The organism is Massilia sp. UMI-21, assembly GCA_015277795.1.
GTDB lineage: Bacteria > Pseudomonadota > Gammaproteobacteria > Burkholderiales > Burkholderiaceae_D > Telluria.
Map to the genome: position 1 here is coordinate 5122937 of CP063848.1, position 16186 is coordinate 5139122.

General features: G+C 64.4%; 16 protein-coding genes. 3 read left to right on the top strand and 13 right to left on the bottom strand.

Annotated elements, in window-relative coordinates:
- Window positions 1-253: 253 nt before the first annotated feature.
- The 10 genes from IM543_22525 to IM543_22570 all read right to left on the bottom strand — a co-directional run bounded on the left by IM543_22525 (window position 254) and on the right by IM543_22570 (window position 10756).
- Window positions 254-1543 carry a multidrug effflux MFS transporter gene (locus IM543_22525; protein QOY94224.1) on the bottom strand — a complete coding sequence of 430 codons (1290 nt, stop codon included), beginning with the start codon at window positions 1541-1543 and terminating at the stop codon, window positions 254-256.
- A gap of 6 nt (window positions 1544-1549) precedes the next feature.
- Complete coding sequence (locus IM543_22530; GenBank protein ID QOY96821.1) at window positions 1550-2749, bottom strand: class I SAM-dependent RNA methyltransferase; 1200 nt, start codon at window positions 2747-2749, stop codon at window positions 1550-1552.
- Between the two features lie 133 nt (window positions 2750-2882).
- Complete coding sequence (locus IM543_22535) at window positions 2883-3296, bottom strand: CopD family protein (protein ID QOY94225.1); 414 nt, start codon at window positions 3294-3296, stop codon at window positions 2883-2885.
- 27 nt (window positions 3297-3323) lie between these two features.
- Window positions 3324-4589, bottom strand: coding sequence for a glutamate-5-semialdehyde dehydrogenase (locus IM543_22540; protein ID QOY94226.1), 1266 nt, complete (start codon window positions 4587-4589; stop codon window positions 3324-3326).
- A 130-nt stretch (window positions 4590-4719) separates the two neighbouring features.
- Complete coding sequence (locus tag IM543_22545) at window positions 4720-5733, bottom strand: DNA polymerase III subunit delta (GenBank protein ID QOY94227.1); 1014 nt, start codon at window positions 5731-5733, stop codon at window positions 4720-4722.
- A 9-nt stretch (window positions 5734-5742) separates the two neighbouring features.
- A complete protein-coding gene (locus IM543_22550) occupies window positions 5743-6264 on the bottom strand; it encodes a hypothetical protein (protein QOY94228.1) in 522 nt (173 codons plus the stop codon).
- 3 nt (window positions 6265-6267) lie between these two features.
- Entirely contained in the window at window positions 6268-8910 is a 2643-nt protein-coding gene (locus IM543_22555) for a leucine--tRNA ligase (GenBank protein QOY94229.1), read from the bottom strand.
- A 174-nt stretch (window positions 8911-9084) separates the two neighbouring features.
- Complete coding sequence (locus IM543_22560; GenBank protein ID QOY94230.1) at window positions 9085-9411, bottom strand: barstar family protein; 327 nt, start codon at window positions 9409-9411, stop codon at window positions 9085-9087.
- A 2-nt stretch (window positions 9412-9413) separates the two neighbouring features.
- Window positions 9414-10223 carry a 4-hydroxy-tetrahydrodipicolinate reductase gene (gene dapB, locus IM543_22565; protein QOY94231.1) on the bottom strand — a complete coding sequence of 270 codons (810 nt, stop codon included), beginning with the start codon at window positions 10221-10223 and terminating at the stop codon, window positions 9414-9416.
- Window positions 10220-10756 (bottom strand): outer membrane protein assembly factor BamE, encoded by a 537-nt coding sequence (locus IM543_22570; GenBank protein ID QOY96822.1) that lies wholly within the window; start codon window positions 10754-10756, stop codon window positions 10220-10222. Before IM543_22570 ends, dapB begins: the two co-directional genes overlap by 4 nt.
- A 167-nt stretch (window positions 10757-10923) precedes the next feature.
- Between IM543_22570 and fur the strand changes: the two genes are divergently transcribed.
- Window positions 10924-11352 (top strand): ferric iron uptake transcriptional regulator, encoded by a 429-nt coding sequence (fur, locus tag IM543_22575; GenBank protein QOY94232.1) that lies wholly within the window; start codon window positions 10924-10926, stop codon window positions 11350-11352.
- Between the two features lie 53 nt (window positions 11353-11405).
- Here fur and hrcA read toward each other — a convergent pair whose 3' ends face one another.
- Window positions 11406-12422: a heat-inducible transcriptional repressor HrcA gene (gene hrcA, locus IM543_22580; GenBank protein QOY94233.1), complete on the bottom strand. Its 1017-nt coding sequence runs from the start codon at window positions 12420-12422 to the stop codon at window positions 11406-11408.
- An 83-nt stretch (window positions 12423-12505) separates the two neighbouring features.
- Window positions 12506-13216, bottom strand: a complete 711-nt coding sequence (locus IM543_22585; GenBank protein QOY94234.1) for an HAD family hydrolase — start codon at window positions 13214-13216, stop codon at window positions 12506-12508.
- Between the two features lie 265 nt (window positions 13217-13481).
- Between IM543_22585 and IM543_22590 the strand changes: the two genes are divergently transcribed.
- On the top strand, window positions 13482-14075 hold the full coding sequence (locus IM543_22590) for a hypothetical protein (protein ID QOY94235.1): 594 nt from the start codon (window positions 13482-13484) through the stop codon (window positions 14073-14075).
- Between the two features lie 19 nt (window positions 14076-14094).
- A complete protein-coding gene (locus IM543_22595; GenBank protein ID QOY94236.1) occupies window positions 14095-14742 on the top strand; it encodes a hypothetical protein in 648 nt (215 codons plus the stop codon).
- A 146-nt stretch (window positions 14743-14888) separates the two neighbouring features.
- Here IM543_22595 and IM543_22600 read toward each other — a convergent pair whose 3' ends face one another.
- On the bottom strand, window positions 14889-16100 hold the full coding sequence (locus IM543_22600) for an ISL3 family transposase (protein ID QOY94237.1): 1212 nt from the start codon (window positions 16098-16100) through the stop codon (window positions 14889-14891).
- Window positions 16101-16186: the final 86 nt, after the last annotated feature.

Below are 16186 nucleotides of genomic sequence, written 5' to 3' on the forward strand. Positions count from 1 at the left end.
TCTGCCAATCAGAGCGATGTTCCAGCGTTTGCTCCGGGCACGAAAAACTTATCTTAGCATATAGACATTTCTGATCGGGAACAATACTTTCTGTAAAAAGTGTTGTCGAGAAGTCGCTCTAAAGGTAGAGGCGACGTCGGAATGCCCCGGAAAGATTGCAATAATATTTCAATATGCATCGATTAGTGAAATATTATTTCATAAACGAAACGAGGCCCGTGTGACTGGGCCTTGGAAGAGCAGCCCGATTCGCTCAGGGCAGCATCGCGCCGTCGCGGATTTTTTGGCGCCGGTAGCGCCGCGCCGTGGCCCACAGGGCGATCGACAGCAGCGCGAAGCCGGCCTGGCCGAGCGCCAGCGCGAGCACCGAATGCGACAGCATCGGCGACACCACCCCGGCCACGATCGCCCCCATCAGCGTGGTCATGAACGACTGGCACGACGCCACGGTGCCGCGGATGTGCGGGAACAGGTCGAGCGCCAGCAGCGTGGCCCCCGGCGCAATGATCGAACTGCCGAACGTGAAGAAGAACATGTGCGCCACGCTCCACGGCAGTGCCGGCGGCAGGAAGCTGTGATAGGTGACATTGAAGGTCACCGCCCCCAGCATGAAGAAGAAGCCGATCCGGATCTGGCGCGCGAACGTCAGCTTGCCCGCCATGCGGTTGGCCGCCAGCGCGCCCAGGAAGATGCCGCTCACGGTGGGCACGAACAGCCAGGCGAACTGCGAGGGGCCCAGGCCCAGGTGCTCGGGCAGCATCACCGGCGCCGACGCGATGTACAGGAACAGGCCGGCGAAGTTCATCGCCACCACGCCCGACTTCATGTGGAACAGGAAGGAGCCGAAGATGGCGCCGTAGCTCTGCGCCAGGAAGCGCGGGTTGAAGGGTTGGCGCTTCTCTTTGGGGACCGTTTCCGGCAGGTGCTTCCACGAGAACCAGCCCAGCGCCACGGTGTACAGGCACAGCGCAAGGAAGATCGCGCGCCAGTCGAACAGGGTGACGATCCAGCCGCCCAGCACCGGGGCGATGGCCGGCGCGATCGAGAAGATCATGGTCACCATCGACAGCAGGCGCGCCGCCTCGGCATCCGAATACAGGTCGCGGATGATGGCGCGTCCCACCACCACGCCCGCCCCCGCCGACACGCCCTGCATGATGCGAAACACCCACAGGTAATGCACCGAGGACGCCGCCGCGCAGCCGAAGGTGCCGATCGCGAACACGACCAGCGCGAACAGCACCACGTTGCGCCGGCCGAAGGCATCGGACAGCGCGCCATGCCACAGCACCATGCCGGCGAAGGCCAGCATGTAGGCGGTGAGGGTTTGCTGGACCTCCAGCGCCGAGGCATTCAGCTCGGCGCGGATCTGCGGAAAGGCAGGCAGGTAGGCGTCGATCGAGAACGGCCCCAGCATCGAGAGCCCGGCCAGCAGCGTGGCCAGGCCACCGGCCGTCAGCATCGCGATCTTGTGGGGCGCCGGCAGCGGAACCGGGGTGACCGGATCCTTGGGCAAGTCGTCGGGTTCGATCGGCGGCAGCATGGGGGCTTATTGCTCCTGATTCGGTTCCGCGGGTTTCGCGGGTTGCGCGGGTTTGGCCTCCTCGCGGCGGTTGAAGCCCGCCACCATGTCGAAGCGGAACAGGCGGCATTCGAGCGCGCCGTTGAAGAACGGGGTCTTGCGCGATTCCTTCAGGCGCAGCAGCTTGGGCAGCTGCAGGTCGGCGGTGAACAGGAAGGCGGTCCAGCCGGCGAAACGCTGCTTGAGCGTGGTGCCGAGCGCGGAGTAGAAGGACACCGCCATTTCGTCCTGCGGCACGGTGGAGTCGCCGCGCACGCCGATGCGCTCGCCATACGGCGGATTGGTCAGCAGGATGCCCGGCGTCGAGGTCGGCGGTGATACGTGCTGGGCTTCGATCTGCTTGAGCGGCACCTCGAACAGGATGCCGGCGATCTTGAGGTTATGGCGCGTCATCGCGACCATGTCGCCCGAGATGTCGGAGCCGAAGATGGTCGGTTCCGCAGGCAGCGGGTTCGGCTTGATCTCGGCCTTGAGTGCCGCCCAGGCTTCGCGGTCGAAGTCGGCGAACTTCTCGAAGGCGAAGCGGCGCCTGCTGCCGGCCGGAATGCCCTGCAGCATCTGGGCGGCTTCGACCAGGATGGTGCCCGAGCCACACATCGGATCGAACAGCGGCACGCCCGGCTTCCAGCCGGCCACGCGCAGCATGCCGGCCGCCAGGTTCTCGCGCAGCGGCGCGTCGCCGGTCTCCTCGCGCCAGCCGCGCTTGAACAGCGCTTCGCCGGACGTGTCGAGGTAGATGATGAAGTTGCGCTGGTCGAGGAAGCCGACGATGCGCATGTCCGGCTCGCGGGTATTCACCGACGGACGCTTGTTGAATTGGTCGCGGAAGCGGTCGCAGACGGCGTCCTTGATCTTCAGCGTGGTGAATTCGAGGCTCTTCAGCGGCGACTTCACCGCGGTGACGTCGACGCGGATGGTGTGGTTGACGCCGAACCAGTCTTCCCAGGGCTGCTCGAGCACCAGGTCGTAGATGTCGTTCTCGTTGTTGTAGCTGCGCTGGCCCATGCGCATCAGCACCCGCGAGGCAATGCGCGAGTGCAGGTTGACGCGATAGGAGTCCACCAGCGAGCCGGAGCAGTGCACGCCGCCCGGCACCTGGTTGTGCACCTTCATCGTGGTGCTGTGCTGGGCGATTTCGCCCAGCTCTTCGGCAAGCGCCGCTTCCATGCCGCGCGGGCATGGGCAGAAATAGGAGGCCATGAGGGGTACCCTTTGTCCGTTGAAAAATCAGAAAAAACACTTGGCGCCGGCCCATGCCGGCGCAGTGGATGATGCCTTACCGCGGTACTTCAGAACTGCGTCAGAACGGTTTGACGACCACCAGAATCACGATTGCCAGCAACAGCAGCACCGGCACTTCATTGAAGTAGCGATACCATGCGTGGCTGCGCGCATTCGCGCCGCGCTCGAATTTCTTGAGCAGCGAACCGCAGGCGTGATGGTAGCCGATCGTCAAAATCACGAGCGCCAGTTTCGCGTGCAGCCAGCCGCCCTGGATGCCGTAGCCCAGCCACAGCCAGAGGCCCAGCACCAACGCCGGCACCGCCAGGATGGTGGTGAAGCGGTAGAGCCGGCGAGCCATGCCCAGCAGGCGTTCCAGCGCTGCCGGCTTGGTTTCCTGGGCCAGGTTCACAAAGATGCGCGGCAGGTAGAACAGCCCGGCGAACCAGGACGCGATGAAGACGATGTGCAGGGCCTTGATCCAGAGATACATGCTTTCCTTGTTCTTGTTTTGTATGCGTTACTGGCGTACTTCGCCGTGCCCGAACACCACGTACTTGAGCGAGGTGAGTCCCTCCAGCCCGACCGGGCCGCGCGCATGCAGCTTGTCGTTCGAGATCCCGATCTCGGCGCCCAGCCCGTATTCGAAGCCGTCCGCGAAGCGGGTCGAGGCGTTGACCATCACCGAAGCCGAATCCACCTCGCGCAGGAAGCGCAGCGCGGCGCTGTAGTCTTCGGTGATGATCGATTCGGTGTGCTTCGACGACCAGGTGTTGATGTGGTCGATCGCGCCGTCCAGCCCTTCGACCACGCGGATCGCCAGGATCGGCGCCAGGTATTCGGTACTCCAGTCCTGCTCGGTCGCGTGCGCCAGCCAGGGGTAGCCGGCCAGGATCGCATGCGCCTCGGCATCCGCGCGCAGCTCGACTTCCTTCGTCCTGTACAGCTCGGCCAGCTGCGGCAGCACGACGGGGGCGATCGCACGGGCGACCAGCAGGGTCTCCATCGTGTTGCAGGTGCCGTAGCGGTGGCACTTGGCATTGAAGGCCACCGGCAGCGCCTTGGCGATGTCGGCCTTGTCGTCGATGTACACGTGGCAGATGCCGTCCAGGTGCTTGATCATCGGGACCGTGCTTTCCGCCATCAGACGCGCGATCAGGCTTTTTCCCCCGCGCGGGACGATCACGTCCACGTACTGCGGCATCGTGATCAGGGCGCCGACGGCGGCGCGGTCGACGGTGTCGACCACCTGCACCGCGTCCGGCGGCAGGCCGGCGCCCCGCAGGCCTTCGCCCACCAGTTTCGCCAGGGCGCGGTTGCAGTGGATCGCTTCCGAACCGCCGCGCAGGATGGCGGCGTTGCCGCTCTTGATGCACAGGCCGGCCGCGTCGACGGTCACGTTCGGGCGCGCCTCGTAGATAATGCCGATCACGCCCAGCGGCACCCGCATCTGGCCGACCTGGATGCCGCTCGGACGCGACTTCATGTTGGTGATTTCGCCGACCGGATCGGGCAGCGCGACGATCTGGCGCAGGCCGGCGACCATGGTCTGGATGGCGCTGTCCGACAGCGCCAGGCGGTCCAGCAGCGCCGGTTCCAGGCCGCCCGCGCGGGCGGCATCCATGTCCTGCCGGTTGGCGGCGCGCAGCTGCTCGGCGTCGCGCTCGATGGCGTCGGCGATCAGGAGCAGCGCGCGGTTGCGGGTAGCGCCGTCGGCGCGCGCCATCGCCCGCGAAGCGGCACGGGCCTTGCGGCCCATCGAGTGCATGTGTTCGGTGATGTCCATCATATAGCCCCGTCATTCGGTTTTTGTAGGGTGGTCGGCTCCGCCGACCGCGCGTTCAGCCAGCGTGGAAATGGCCGAGACGCGTCAATCCATGGTGTAGTTGAACGCGCGGACGGCAAAGCCGTCCACCCTACCGGGCAACACGCAGCGCCAGCTGCAGCATGGCATCCCACGCATCCCCCGCGAACGCTTTCGCACGCAGACCCTTGACCATGCGGTCGACCTGCGCCGCCTCTTGCAAGGCCGCTTCCAGCGTGGCGATCGACACGCGCCGCAGCGCTGGTTCCATCATGCGCTCGCGCGGGCCCCAGATGCGGTATTCCTTCAGCAGCGCGCCGAGCGGACGGCCCTGCGCCATCCCGGACTTCAATTTTAGCAGCGTGCGGATTTCTTCACTGACGGCCCATAACACCAGCGGCAGCGCCTCGCCCTCGCCTTTCAATCCGTCGAGCATGCGCGCCAGGCGCGCCGGGTCGCCCGCCAGCATCGCTTCGGACAGCTTGAACACGTCATAGCGCGCGACGTTGAGCACCGCGTCGTGCACCTGTTCGAAGCTCAGCTTGCCCGGCTCGTAGAGCAGCCCGAGTTTCTGGATTTCCTGGTGCGCCGCCAGCAGGTTGCCTTCCACGCGATCGGCGATGAAATCCAGGCTCTGGCGCTCGGCGCTCTGGCCCTGTTGCCCCAAGCGCGTGCCGATCCAGCCCGGCAGCTGGGCGCGCTCGACGTTCGGGATCTCGATGTACACCGCCGCCTGCTGCAGCGCCGTCACCCAGGAGGCCTTGGCGGTCTGCCAGTCCAGCTTGGGCAGGGTGATCAGGGTGAGGTTGTCCGGGCTGAGGTCCTTCGCGTACGCCTGCAGGGCGGCGCTGCCGTCCTTGCCCGGCTTGCCGCCCGGGATGCGCAGCTCGATCAGCTTCTTGTCGCCGAACAGTGACATGGCCTGGTTCGCCGCCAGCAGTTCGCCCCACTTGAAGTTGCGCTCGACCGTGAGCACGTCGCGCTCGGTATAGCCTTGCGCGCGGGCGGTGCGGCGCAGCCGGTCGGCCGCCTCCAGCGCGAGCAGGTGCTCGTCGCTGGTGATGACGTACAAGGGCGCGAGGCCCTTGGCCAGGTGGCCCTCGAGGGCCTCAGGCCGCAGTTGCATGGCTCGCGTTCAAACCGGTTTGATCGCGGCGAGGCGACGCAGGATCTGCTGCACCAGGTCGGCCTGCATGTCGCGGTACAGGAGCTGCTCTTCCGATTCCTTGGCCAGCACCTGCGATTCGTCGAAGGCGATGTTGCGGCGCAGGGTGATTTCGGTCGGCGCCAGCAATTCCTTGTTGTTCGCGTCGCGCACGCGGAACACCAGCGTGTAGCTCAGCGAGTACTCGCGCACCCGGCCCAGGCTGTTCAGCGACAGGATCGACTTGCCGCGCGACTCGGACAGCACGTCGAACAAGGCCTGCGCTTTCGAGGCGTCGGTCTCGATGCGCACGGAATCGACCGCGCGCAGGTTGCGCTTGAGCTCCGTGCCCAGGGGCGAGGTCTCGGGGAAGGCCAGGTAGATGCTCTGGAAGGGCATGTTGTACTGGTCGCTCGAGCCGCGCAGCTGGAAGCCGCAACCGGCGACGGCTGCGGCGACCAGGATGGCAAGGATCGTACGCAGAACCGGCAGGCGCACCACGGTTGTTTTCATCGATTACACCACGATGTTGATGAGTTTACCGGGGACGACGATGACCTTCTTCGGCGTGCCTTCGATGAACTTCTGGACCGCTTCCGAAGCCAGCGCGGCAGCTTCGATGGCGGCCTTGTCGGCATCCTTCGGCACCTTGACCGAACCGCGCAGCTTGCCGTTCACCTGGATCATCAGTTCGATCTCGGACTGCTCCAGCGCTTGCGGGTCGACTTCCGGCCACTGCACGTTGAGGATGTCGCCGTACACGGCGGCATAGCCCAGGTCCTGCCACAGCGCGTGGGTAATGTGCGGCGCCACCGGGTTCAGCAGGCGCAGGAAGATCGAGAAGCCTTCGGCGACGACCGCCGCCGATGCCGCACCTTCGGCCAGCTTGGCCGATTCCAGCGTATTGAGCATCTTCATGCAGGCCGACACCACGGTGTTGTACTGGATGCGCTTGAGGTCGTAGTCGGCCTGCTGCAGCACCTTGTGCACTTCGCGGCGCAGGGTCTTCTGGGCGTCGTCCAGGGCGCCTTGCTGCTGGCCCTGCAGGGCGGCGGCGATGCGCTCGCGCTGCGCGTAGCCGTAGGCCCAGACCCGGCGCAGGAAGCGGCTCGCGCCTTCCACGCCGCTGTTCGACCATTCCAGGGTTTGTTCCGGCGGCGAAGCGAACATGGTGAACAGGCGCGCGGTGTCGGCGCCGTACTGCTCGATCTGCGCCTGCGGGTCGATGCCGTTGTTCTTCGACTTCGACATCTTCTCGGTGCCGCCGATGTTCACAGGCTGGCCGTCCGATTTCAGCACGGCGCTCTGCGGGCGGCCCTTGTCATCGAAGGTCAGCTCGACATCGGCCGGGTTGAACCAGGTCTTCTTGCTGCTCGCGTCCTCGCGGTAGTAGGTCTCGTTCAGCACCATGCCTTGCGTGAGCAGGTTCACAAACGGCTCGTCGAAGCCGAGCAGGCCGAAGTCGCGCATCACCTTGGTCCAGAAACGCGCGTACAGCAGGTGCATGACGGCGTGCTCGATGCCGCCGATGTACTGGTCCATCGGCATCCAGTAGTCGTTGCGCTCGTCGACCATCTTGTTCGCCGAGCCCGGCGAGGTATAGCGCATGTAGTACCAGGACGAATCGATGAAGGTGTCCATGGTGTCGGTCTCGCGGCGCGCCGGCTTGCCGCACTTCGGGCAGTCGCAGGCCAGGAAGGCCTCGTCCTTGTTCAGCGGGTTGCCGGTGCCGTCCGGGACCAGGTGTTCCGGCAGCACGACCGGCAGGTCCTGCTCGGGGACCGGGACCGCGCCGCAGTCGCCGCAGTGGATCATCGGGATCGGGGTGCCCCAGTAGCGCTGGCGCGAGATGCCCCAGTCGCGCAGGCGGAAGGTGACCTTCTTGTCGCCCAGGCCTTGCGCGGCCAGGTCGCCCGCCACCGCATTGACCGCCGCGGTGTAATCGAGCCCGTCGTACTTGCCCGAGTTGATGGTGGTGCCCTGCGCCTTGTCGCCGTACCATTCCTGCCAGGCGTCGAGGGAGAATTCCTGGCCGTCGACCGCCACTACCTGCCTGATCGGCAGGTCGTATTTTTTCGCGAAGCCGAAGTCGCGTTCGTCGTGCGCCGGCACGCCCATCACGGCGCCGTCGCCGTAGGTCATGAGCACATAGTTGCCGACCCAGACCGGCACCTGCTCGCCGGTGACCGGATGGGTAACGGACAGGCCGGTCGGCATGCCCTTCTTTTCCATCGTCGCCATGTCGGCTTCGATGACGGAACCGAGCTTGCACTCGGCGATGAAGGCCTGCAGTTCCGGGTTGTCCTGCGCGGCGTGCTGGGCCAGCGGGTGCTCGGCCGCCACGGCGCAGAAGGTCACGCCCATGATGGTGTCGGCGCGGGTGGTGAAGACGTACAGCTTGCCCTCGTTGATGAGCTCACCCGACGCGTCCTTGATCTGGTGCGGGAAGGCGAAGCGCACGCCGGTGGATTTGCCGATCCAGTTGGCTTGCATGATGCGCACGCGCTCCGGCCAGCCCGGCAGCTTGTTCTCGACGCAGTCCAGCAACTCGTCCGCGTACTCGGTGATGCGCACGTAGTACATCGGGATTTCGCGCTTTTCGATCAGCGCGCCCGAACGCCAGCCGCGGCCGTCCACCACCTGTTCGTTCGCCAGCACGGTCTGGTCCACCGGGTCCCAGTTCACGGTGCCGGTCTTCTGGTAGATGATGCCTTTTTCGAGCATCTTGAGGAACATCCACTGGTTCCACTTGTAGTATTCCGGCTTGCAGGCGGTCATCTCGCGCGACCAGTCGATGGCCAGGCCCATCGATTCCATCTGCCCGCGCATGTGGGCGATGTTCGAATAGGTCCACTCGGCGGGCGGCACGTTGTTGGCCATCGCCGCGTTCTCGGCCGGCATGCCGAAGGCGTCCCAGCCCATCGGCATGAGCACGTTGTAGCCGTTCATCCGCAGGTAGCGGTACATCACGTCATTGATCGTATAGTTGCGCACGTGACCCATGTGCAGCTTGCCCGACGGGTAAGGCAGCATCGAGCAGGCGTAATACTTGCCTTTCGGGAAACGCGGGTCGTGCTCGACGGCCTTGTAGGCGTCGATCGACTTCCAGTAGGCCTGGGCGGCCTGTTCTACTTCGGCTGGACTATATTTTTCTTGCATGATTTCTGCAGACGTAATGAGGGGTGGAACCGGACATTATACTGGTTCGTTTTGCACTGCGGCGAAGTGCGGCGGCGCAGTGCAGGCGGCCCGGCCGCCTTGTTGTCAATGCCGCAAAAGAAAAACCGCCATCCGGCCCGGGCCTGGATGGCGGTTCGCGCTTGCAACATCACTTTAGCGCAGCACCAGTTCCAGCGCCGGCTTCTCGCCGTAGTCCTCGTAGCGCTCGTTGATGCCGCCGACGCAGAACGCGATCTCTTCCAGCAGGTCGGGCACCGCCGCCTTCATCTTGTCGGCGTCGAGGATGACGATTTCCAGCACCTCGTCCGGCTTGAGCCGGAACTTGGTCATGTTCTCTTCGTCGCGCAGGTAGCTCATGCAGTCGACCCAGGCGTCGATGCTGTCCGCGGTCGATTCCGGGAAGCCGAGCGCGCGCCGGGATTCACGGTGGAAGGAAGCTTCGTCGACGATCGCCGCGCCGTTCAGTTCTGCGACTGCCATGTTCAGCCTTTCAGACCGAGGACGTCGTGCATGTCGAACAGGCCGTTCGGCTTGCCGGACAAGAAGCGCGCGGCGCGCAGGGCGCCGTGGGCGTAGGTGACGCGGCTGCTCGACTTGTGGCTGATCTCGATGCGCTCGCCGGTGCCGAGGAACATCACGGTGTGGTCGCCCACCACGTCGCCGCCGCGCACGGTGGCAAAGCCGATGGTGGACGGGTCACGCTCGCCGGTCACGCCTTCGCGGCCGTAGACGGCGCAGTCGTTCAGGTCGCGGCCCAGCGCATTGGCGACGACTTCGCCCATCTTGAGGGCGGTGCCGCTCGGCGCATCGACCTTGTGGCGGTGGTGCGCCTCGACGATTTCGATGTCGTAGCCTTCGCTGAAACTCCTGGCCGCCATTTCCAGCAGCTTGAGGGTGACATTGACGCCCACGCTCATGTTGGGGGCGAACACGATGCCGATCCTGTCGCCGGCGGCGCGGATCGCGGCCTTCCCGGGCTCGTCGAAACCGGTGGTGCCGATCACCATCCGCACATTGTTGGCCGCGCAGTATTCCAGATGCTGCAGCGTGCCTTCCGGACGGGTGAAGTCGATCAGCACGTCGGCGTCCTTCAGCCCGGCCGCGAGGTCCGACTGGATGCGCACACCGGTCGTCTGGCCGGAGAAAGCGCCGGCGTCCATGCCGATCGAGGGCGATCCGGCCAGGCCCAGCGCGCCGACCAGCTCGGCGTCGGGTGCGGCCTGGATCGCCTCGACCAGCATGCGACCCATGCGGCCGTCGGCGCCGGCGACGGCGATTCTCAATGCACTCATGGCTGGATGACCGGGGCGCCGCCGACCTTGGCCGGTTCGACCGGACGCGTTGCCTGCTTGGCCTTGTTGCTCACCTTGGCCGGGCCGGCGATGCGGTCGATGTACTCGCGCTCGGTCGGCAGGTTGCCGCCTTCGAAGCGCTCGACCTTGTCGTCCTTGAAGAACACGGTGACGCGGCTGGTGGTCAGCTCGCCGTTGCCGCGCGCAAGGTAGAAGGGAAAGTCCCAGCGGTCTTCGTGGAACACGTCGGTGAGCAGCGGGGAACCGAGGATGAAGCGGACCTGGTCGCGCGACTGGCCGACCTTCAGCTGGTTGAGCATCTCCTGGGAGACGAAGTTACCCTGCTGGATGTCCGGACGGTAGGGCGAGAAGATCCAGAAGAACTTCTGCAGCCTGGAGGCCTGGACGGTCTGGGCGCCGGCGTTGGCGGCGGCGGCCGATTTCTGTGCGTCGGCGACGATTGCCGCCGGGTCCGTGTCCACCGGCGGCGCGGGACGCGTCTGGTTGCGCCAGGCGGCGCAGCCGGACAGCATCAGCGTGCACGCGAGGCCGGCCGCGAGGGCTGCCCGGCTGGAGAATCGGTGGAGAACGGCTTGTTTGACGCGCATAGGTAACCTCAAAACGTTTGAGCGGGAGCTCCAAAACGCTATATCATAAAGCACTATGCCAAACTACGAGCAACAAACGTGAGCGAAACGAGATGAGTAACAACCCCACCGACCTGAAGGCCAGCGGCCTGAAGGCTACCCTGCCGCGCCTGAAGATCCTGGAAATCTTCCAGAACAGCTCCGTTCGGCACCTGACGGCGGAAGATGTCTACAAAATCCTGCTTGCCGACAACATGGACGTGGGCCTGGCCACCGTCTACCGCGTGCTGACCCAGTTCGAACAGGCCGGCCTGCTGAACCGCAACCATTTCGAGACCGGCAAGGCCATCTACGAACTCAACGCCGGTTCGCACCACGACCACCTCGTCTGTCTCGACTGCGGCCACGTGGAAGAGTTCTACGACGAAGAGATCGAGTCGCGCCAGCACAAGATCGCGGTGGAGCGCGGCTTCAAGATTGCCGAGCATTCGCTGGCAATCTATGGCAATTGCGTGAAGGTGGGATGCCCGCGCAAGGGGTAAATCCAGGCTGGAACGGGGCGCACAAGATGGGGGGCATTGCCCCCCATTGCCATTCAGGACTGGCTCAAGGCATTCGACAGCAGCTTGGCCGTGATGTCCACGATCGGGATCACCCGCTCGTAGGCCATGCGGGTCGGCCCGATCACGCCCAGGGTGCCGACGATGCGGCCATTGACCTCGTAGGGCGCCGTCACCACGCTCATTTCGTCCATCGGCACCAGCTTCGACTCGCCGCCGATGAAGATCTGCACCCCGCCCGCCTTGCTCGACACGTCGAGCAGCTGCATCAGGCCGGTCTTCTGCTCGAACATCTCGAACATCTGGCGTAGCGAGCTCATGTTGGACGACAGGTCCGACACCGACAGCAGGTTGCGCTCGCCCGAGATCACCATGTCGTCACCCTCGGCCATCGCCTCCCTGCCCGCCTCCACCGCCACCTGCATCAGCTTGCCCATGTCGTCGCGCAGCTGGGCAAGCTCACCGCCCAGGCGCTTGCGCACCTCGTCGAAGGTGAGGCCGGCGTAGTTCTGGTTCAGGTAGTTGGCCGACTGGGTCAGCTGGCCCGGCGTGTAGTCGACGTCGGTGAGCAGCAGGCGGTTCTGCACGTCGCCGCGCGGATCGACGATGACGAGCAGGATGCGCTTCTCGGACAGGCGCAGGAATTCGATCTGCTGGAACACCGACTCGCGCCGCGGACTTTGCACCACGCCGGCGAACTGCGACAGCGAGGACAGCATCTGGGCCGCGTTGGCGATGATCTTCTGGGGCTGCTGGCTGGGCAGGTGCATGCGCTGGGCCCCGACCGCCTGCTCGTCGATGTGGCGCACGGTGAGCAGGGTGTCGACGAACAGCCGGTAGCCGCGCGGGGTGGGGATGCGGCCGGCCGACGTGTGCGGGCTGGACACGTAGCCCATCTCTTCGAGGTCGGCCATGATGTTGCGGATCGTGGCCGGCGACAGGTCGAGGCCGGAAATCTTCGACAGTGCGCGCGAGCCGACAGGCTGCCCGTCGGCGATGTAACGCTCGACGAGGGCTTTCAGCAGGGTCTGGGCGCGAGGTTCGAGTTGCATGGGTTGACAGTGCGGAGTGGCGAAAGTTCGCTCTATGTATTATGCACCCTCATTATGCATGCTGATGCGTACACGGCGCCAGTTCAGGCGTGTTCGCGCTTGAGCCAGTCGATCAGGCCGTCCAGGCTGCCCACTTCGGCGTCGGGGCGCACCCGCTCCGGTATGTCGTTGCGCTTGCCGATCCGGTTCATCCAGACCGCGCGCATGCCGGCGCGCTGGGCGCCCGCAACGTCGAGCAGCAGGTCGTCGCCGACATAGACCGCTTCCTGCGGGGCGACGCCCAGCAGGCGGCAGGCTTCCAGGAAGATGCGCGGGTCGGGCTTGGCGACGCCGAAGCCGGGCGCGGCCACCGAGACCTCGAAGTGGCGCGCCAGGCCGATCGTCTGCAGGTCGGCATTGCCGTTGGTGACCGAAGCGATGCGCACCCTGCCCTTCAGGCGCAGCAGGCCGGGCAATACGTCGTCGTAGGGAATCACGGCGTTGCGGGCGGCAAAGAACTCGGTCATCGCCAGCTCCACCTTGCCGGCGTCCTCGCCGGCCTGCTCGAAGGCGGCGATCAGGCCGGCCCGGCGCAGGGCGCCCAGGTCGAGCTGGAATTCGGGCCGGCGCGCCAGCAGTTCGAGCCGGGCATGGCGCAGCGTGTCGATGCTGAACTGCTGCGCCACCCGCGGCGCGTGCTCGCGCAGCCAGGCGAACAGGATCTGCTCGGCCTCCAGGATCACGGGGGCGATCGGCCACAAGGTGTCGTCGAGGTCGAACAATACGGCTTTGGGCCAGGCGCGGCGATGGATCATGGTCTGGGTCGATGGAAGATGGCGCTTGGGCCAAGCATAGCGAGCACGCCAGTAGAAAGCAATCCGGCACGCCTGTCCGGCGCGCGACACTTACACCGTGATACAAAGGCAAACCGTCCAGCTGCTTGGCAAATGGACTAAAATGTTGGGCGATATATGTTGGGCGAGGCTCGCCCCAGCGCGTGTCCACTTGTCACTCACTTGTCACTCACTTGTCAATGACACACGCTTTGCACGTTCACCAGTCAGATTTTTTGGAGAAATTATGAAGAGTTCGACCCTGCGTACCGGTGCTGCTGCGCTGGCATGCGCGCTGGCACTGAGCGCGTGCGGCGGCAGCGATGGCGACCTGTTCGTCGGCGGCAGCTTTAGCGGCGTGACCAAGCCGGGCCTGGTCTTGACCAACAACGGCGGCGACGACCTGGTCATCAATCCGACCAGCACCGGCACCGGTGAGTTCTATTTTTCCACGCTGTTGGAAACCGATTCGAGCTACAACGTCAAGGTCAAGAGCCTGCCGAGCAACGCGCTCGAGTGCAAGGAATACGACAATACCGGCAAGTTGGCGTTCAGCATCCGCTCGGTGCAGATCATCTGCACCCTCAAGCAGCATGAGCTGAAGGGAACGGTCAGCGGCCTGACCGGCAGCAACCTGGTGCTGGTCAACGGCGCCGACCGCGTGCCGGTCGCCGCCGGCGCCACCGCCTTCTCCATGGCCAAGATCAACGAAGACGCGCCCTATGGCGTCTCCATCCTGACCCAGCCGGACAACCAGACCTGCACGGTGGCCAACGGCAGCGGCGTGATGGGCGCGACCGACGTCACCAACGTGGCGGTCACCTGCGGTCCGCGTACTTAATCAACCTGGAGCACACTTGATGAAGTTTTCCCTGATCCGTCCGGCAAGCATGCTGGCAATGGCACTGGGCCTCGCCTCCTGCGGCGGCGGCGGCGACGATAACTACACGGTCACCGGCACTGTCGAAGGCCTGATCTATCCGAGCCTGGTGCTGACCAATAACGGCACCGACATTACGGTCGCCCCGCCGGCCAAGGCGGGCGAGCCGGTCACCTTCAGCTTCCCGGACAAGCTCGAGTACGGCGACACCTACAGCGTCGCCGTCAAGGCCAACCCGCCGCACCAGACCTGCGGCGTCCATCCGAGCTATCAGTTGAGCGCCGCCGACACCGCCGGCCGCCTGGCCGCGATCAATGCGCGTTTCGTGTGCGCCATCAACCAGTACTCCATCGGTGGCAAGATCACCGGCCTGACCAAGGACAATACCGGCCTGGTACTGGCCAACGGCAGCACCACCGGCACCACCGCGGTCGTGCCGTCCACGACCGACACCACCGGCGCGGCCTTCGACTACGCGATGATCCTCCCGGTGGCCTACGGCGAGACCTACGGTGTGACCATCGTGTCCCAGCCGACCGGCCGCACCTGCACGGTGGCCAACCCGACCGGCACCATGGGCGATGCCCAGGTTACCAATATCGACATTACCTGCGTACCGAACAGCTGAGAGATATTCGATAAATTGATGTCGCGTATGCGAAAGGGAAATTGGACTTATATGCTGTAACGCAGCATACTCGCTCCTGTCTCCTCCAACTCTCCTCAGAAAAGAATTGGATTTAAGCCCGCCTCAACAGCGGGCTTTTTTTTGGTTCATCGCGCTTTGCCGGGGAACGCATCCTTGATTTTCAGGAAGAAATAAGATGCATCCCGAAATCCGTAGGCCATGCGCTTGATGACCTTGATGCGGTTGTTGACGCCTTCCAGGATCGATGAGCTCATCGGATAGATGGCCGAAGCCAGGATGCCGCGCCGGTATTTGGCCAAACGTTTGGCGAATTGGATTACCGGAGCGATTTGGCTTTGAAGGGCGAGTTTGAGCCAGGTTTTCCATCGACGAGCACCTTCCCGGACCGATGGGGCATACCAGATTTCCTTCAACTCGGTCTTGAGCAGGTAGACCGTCGCCAAAGGCTGGTTGGCAGCCAGCAGCTCCTCCAGTTTGACGGCCTGTTCGGCTTTCAGGTTGTCGCGGTTGCGCAGTAACAGCCAGCGGCTACGCTTGATGACCTTGCGGGCCTTTGATTCGGCACGCAAGGCATTGGCTTGGTCGACGCGAACCCGGTCTACCACTTCGCGGCCGAAGCGGGCCACCACGTGAAACAGGTCGTAGACGACTTCCGCGTTCGGGCATTGCTGGCGAACTTCGAGGTCCATCGCCGTGTTCATGTCCATGGCTACGGCTTCGATTCGCTGACAGCCTTGCTCTCCCAGCAGCTCGAAGAATGGTCGGATCGCTTCCCGGCTATTACCCTCTCCAACCCACAGCACCCGCATTCGCTCGGCATCCAAGGCCACAGTGGCATAGCGGTGGCCTTTGTGCAGCGCGAATTCGTCCATGACCAAGCGCTGAACGCCTTCTGCCGAGAAGTCACCATGCAGGTGTTTCAGCCGCCGATGATCGATGTCCTTGATGGTGTGCCAGTGCAGGCCGGTCAGTCGGGCCACATGGGCTATCGGGAGCAGCTGCGCCAACGCCTCGACCCAAAGGCGCACGCGGTGCGTAATGCGAGCTCCCCGGTCAAGCCAAACAATGTGCTCGGCCACCCGTGCATTGCAGTGATGACAGTCCAGCCGCCGAACCGGCACATCGAGCCAGACGCGCTTGTCCAGAACGTCACGATCGCGCACCTTACGCCTTCGGCGTTCATGCACCAGGGCACAAGGCTGGAGGCACGCTCCGCACACGGCATCACTTGCCGGGCAGGTGTCGAGAACGATTAACAGCGACCCGTCTTCTTGTTCCTGGACGGTGTCGACAATATGGCCTTCCCAAAATGAGACAGACGACATAGCATTGAGCATGGCGGTGGTTTGACAGACTGATTTGTTTGGCGACTATCAATCTACCAACATCAGACCTCCGCCACCACCTCCCGCTCAGCCAGTCA

Coding starts and splice junctions, on each gene's coding strand:
- IM543_22525 (QOY94224.1), bottom strand. CDS start 1,543: ATGCTGCCGCCGATCGAACCCGACGACTTGCCCAAGGATCCGGTCACC.
- IM543_22530 (QOY96821.1), bottom strand. CDS start 2,749: ATGGAAGCGGCGCTTGCCGAAGAGCTGGGCGAAATCGCCCAGCACAGC.
- IM543_22535 (QOY94225.1), bottom strand. CDS start 3,296: ATGTATCTCTGGATCAAGGCCCTGCACATCGTCTTCATCGCGTCCTGG.
- IM543_22540 (QOY94226.1), bottom strand. CDS start 4,589: ATGGACATCACCGAACACATGCACTCGATGGGCCGCAAGGCCCGTGCC.
- IM543_22545 (QOY94227.1), bottom strand. CDS start 5,733: ATGCAACTGCGGCCTGAGGCCCTCGAGGGCCACCTGGCCAAGGGCCTC.
- IM543_22550 (QOY94228.1), bottom strand. CDS start 6,264: ATGAAAACAACCGTGGTGCGCCTGCCGGTTCTGCGTACGATCCTTGCC.
- IM543_22555 (QOY94229.1), bottom strand. CDS start 8,910: ATGCAAGAAAAATATAGTCCAGCCGAAGTAGAACAGGCCGCCCAGGCC.
- IM543_22560 (QOY94230.1), bottom strand. CDS start 9,411: ATGGCAGTCGCAGAACTGAACGGCGCGGCGATCGTCGACGAAGCTTCC.
- dapB (QOY94231.1), bottom strand. CDS start 10,223: ATGAGTGCATTGAGAATCGCCGTCGCCGGCGCCGACGGCCGCATGGGT.
- IM543_22570 (QOY96822.1), bottom strand. CDS start 10,756: ATGCTGTCCGGCTGCGCCGCCTGGCGCAACCAGACGCGTCCCGCGCCG.
- fur (QOY94232.1), top strand. CDS start 10,924: ATGAGTAACAACCCCACCGACCTGAAGGCCAGCGGCCTGAAGGCTACC.
- hrcA (QOY94233.1), bottom strand. CDS start 12,422: ATGCAACTCGAACCTCGCGCCCAGACCCTGCTGAAAGCCCTCGTCGAG.
- IM543_22585 (QOY94234.1), bottom strand. CDS start 13,216: ATGATCCATCGCCGCGCCTGGCCCAAAGCCGTATTGTTCGACCTCGAC.
- IM543_22590 (QOY94235.1), top strand. CDS start 13,482: ATGAAGAGTTCGACCCTGCGTACCGGTGCTGCTGCGCTGGCATGCGCG.
- IM543_22595 (QOY94236.1), top strand. CDS start 14,095: ATGAAGTTTTCCCTGATCCGTCCGGCAAGCATGCTGGCAATGGCACTG.
- IM543_22600 (QOY94237.1), bottom strand. CDS start 16,100: ATGCTCAATGCTATGTCGTCTGTCTCATTTTGGGAAGGCCATATTGTC.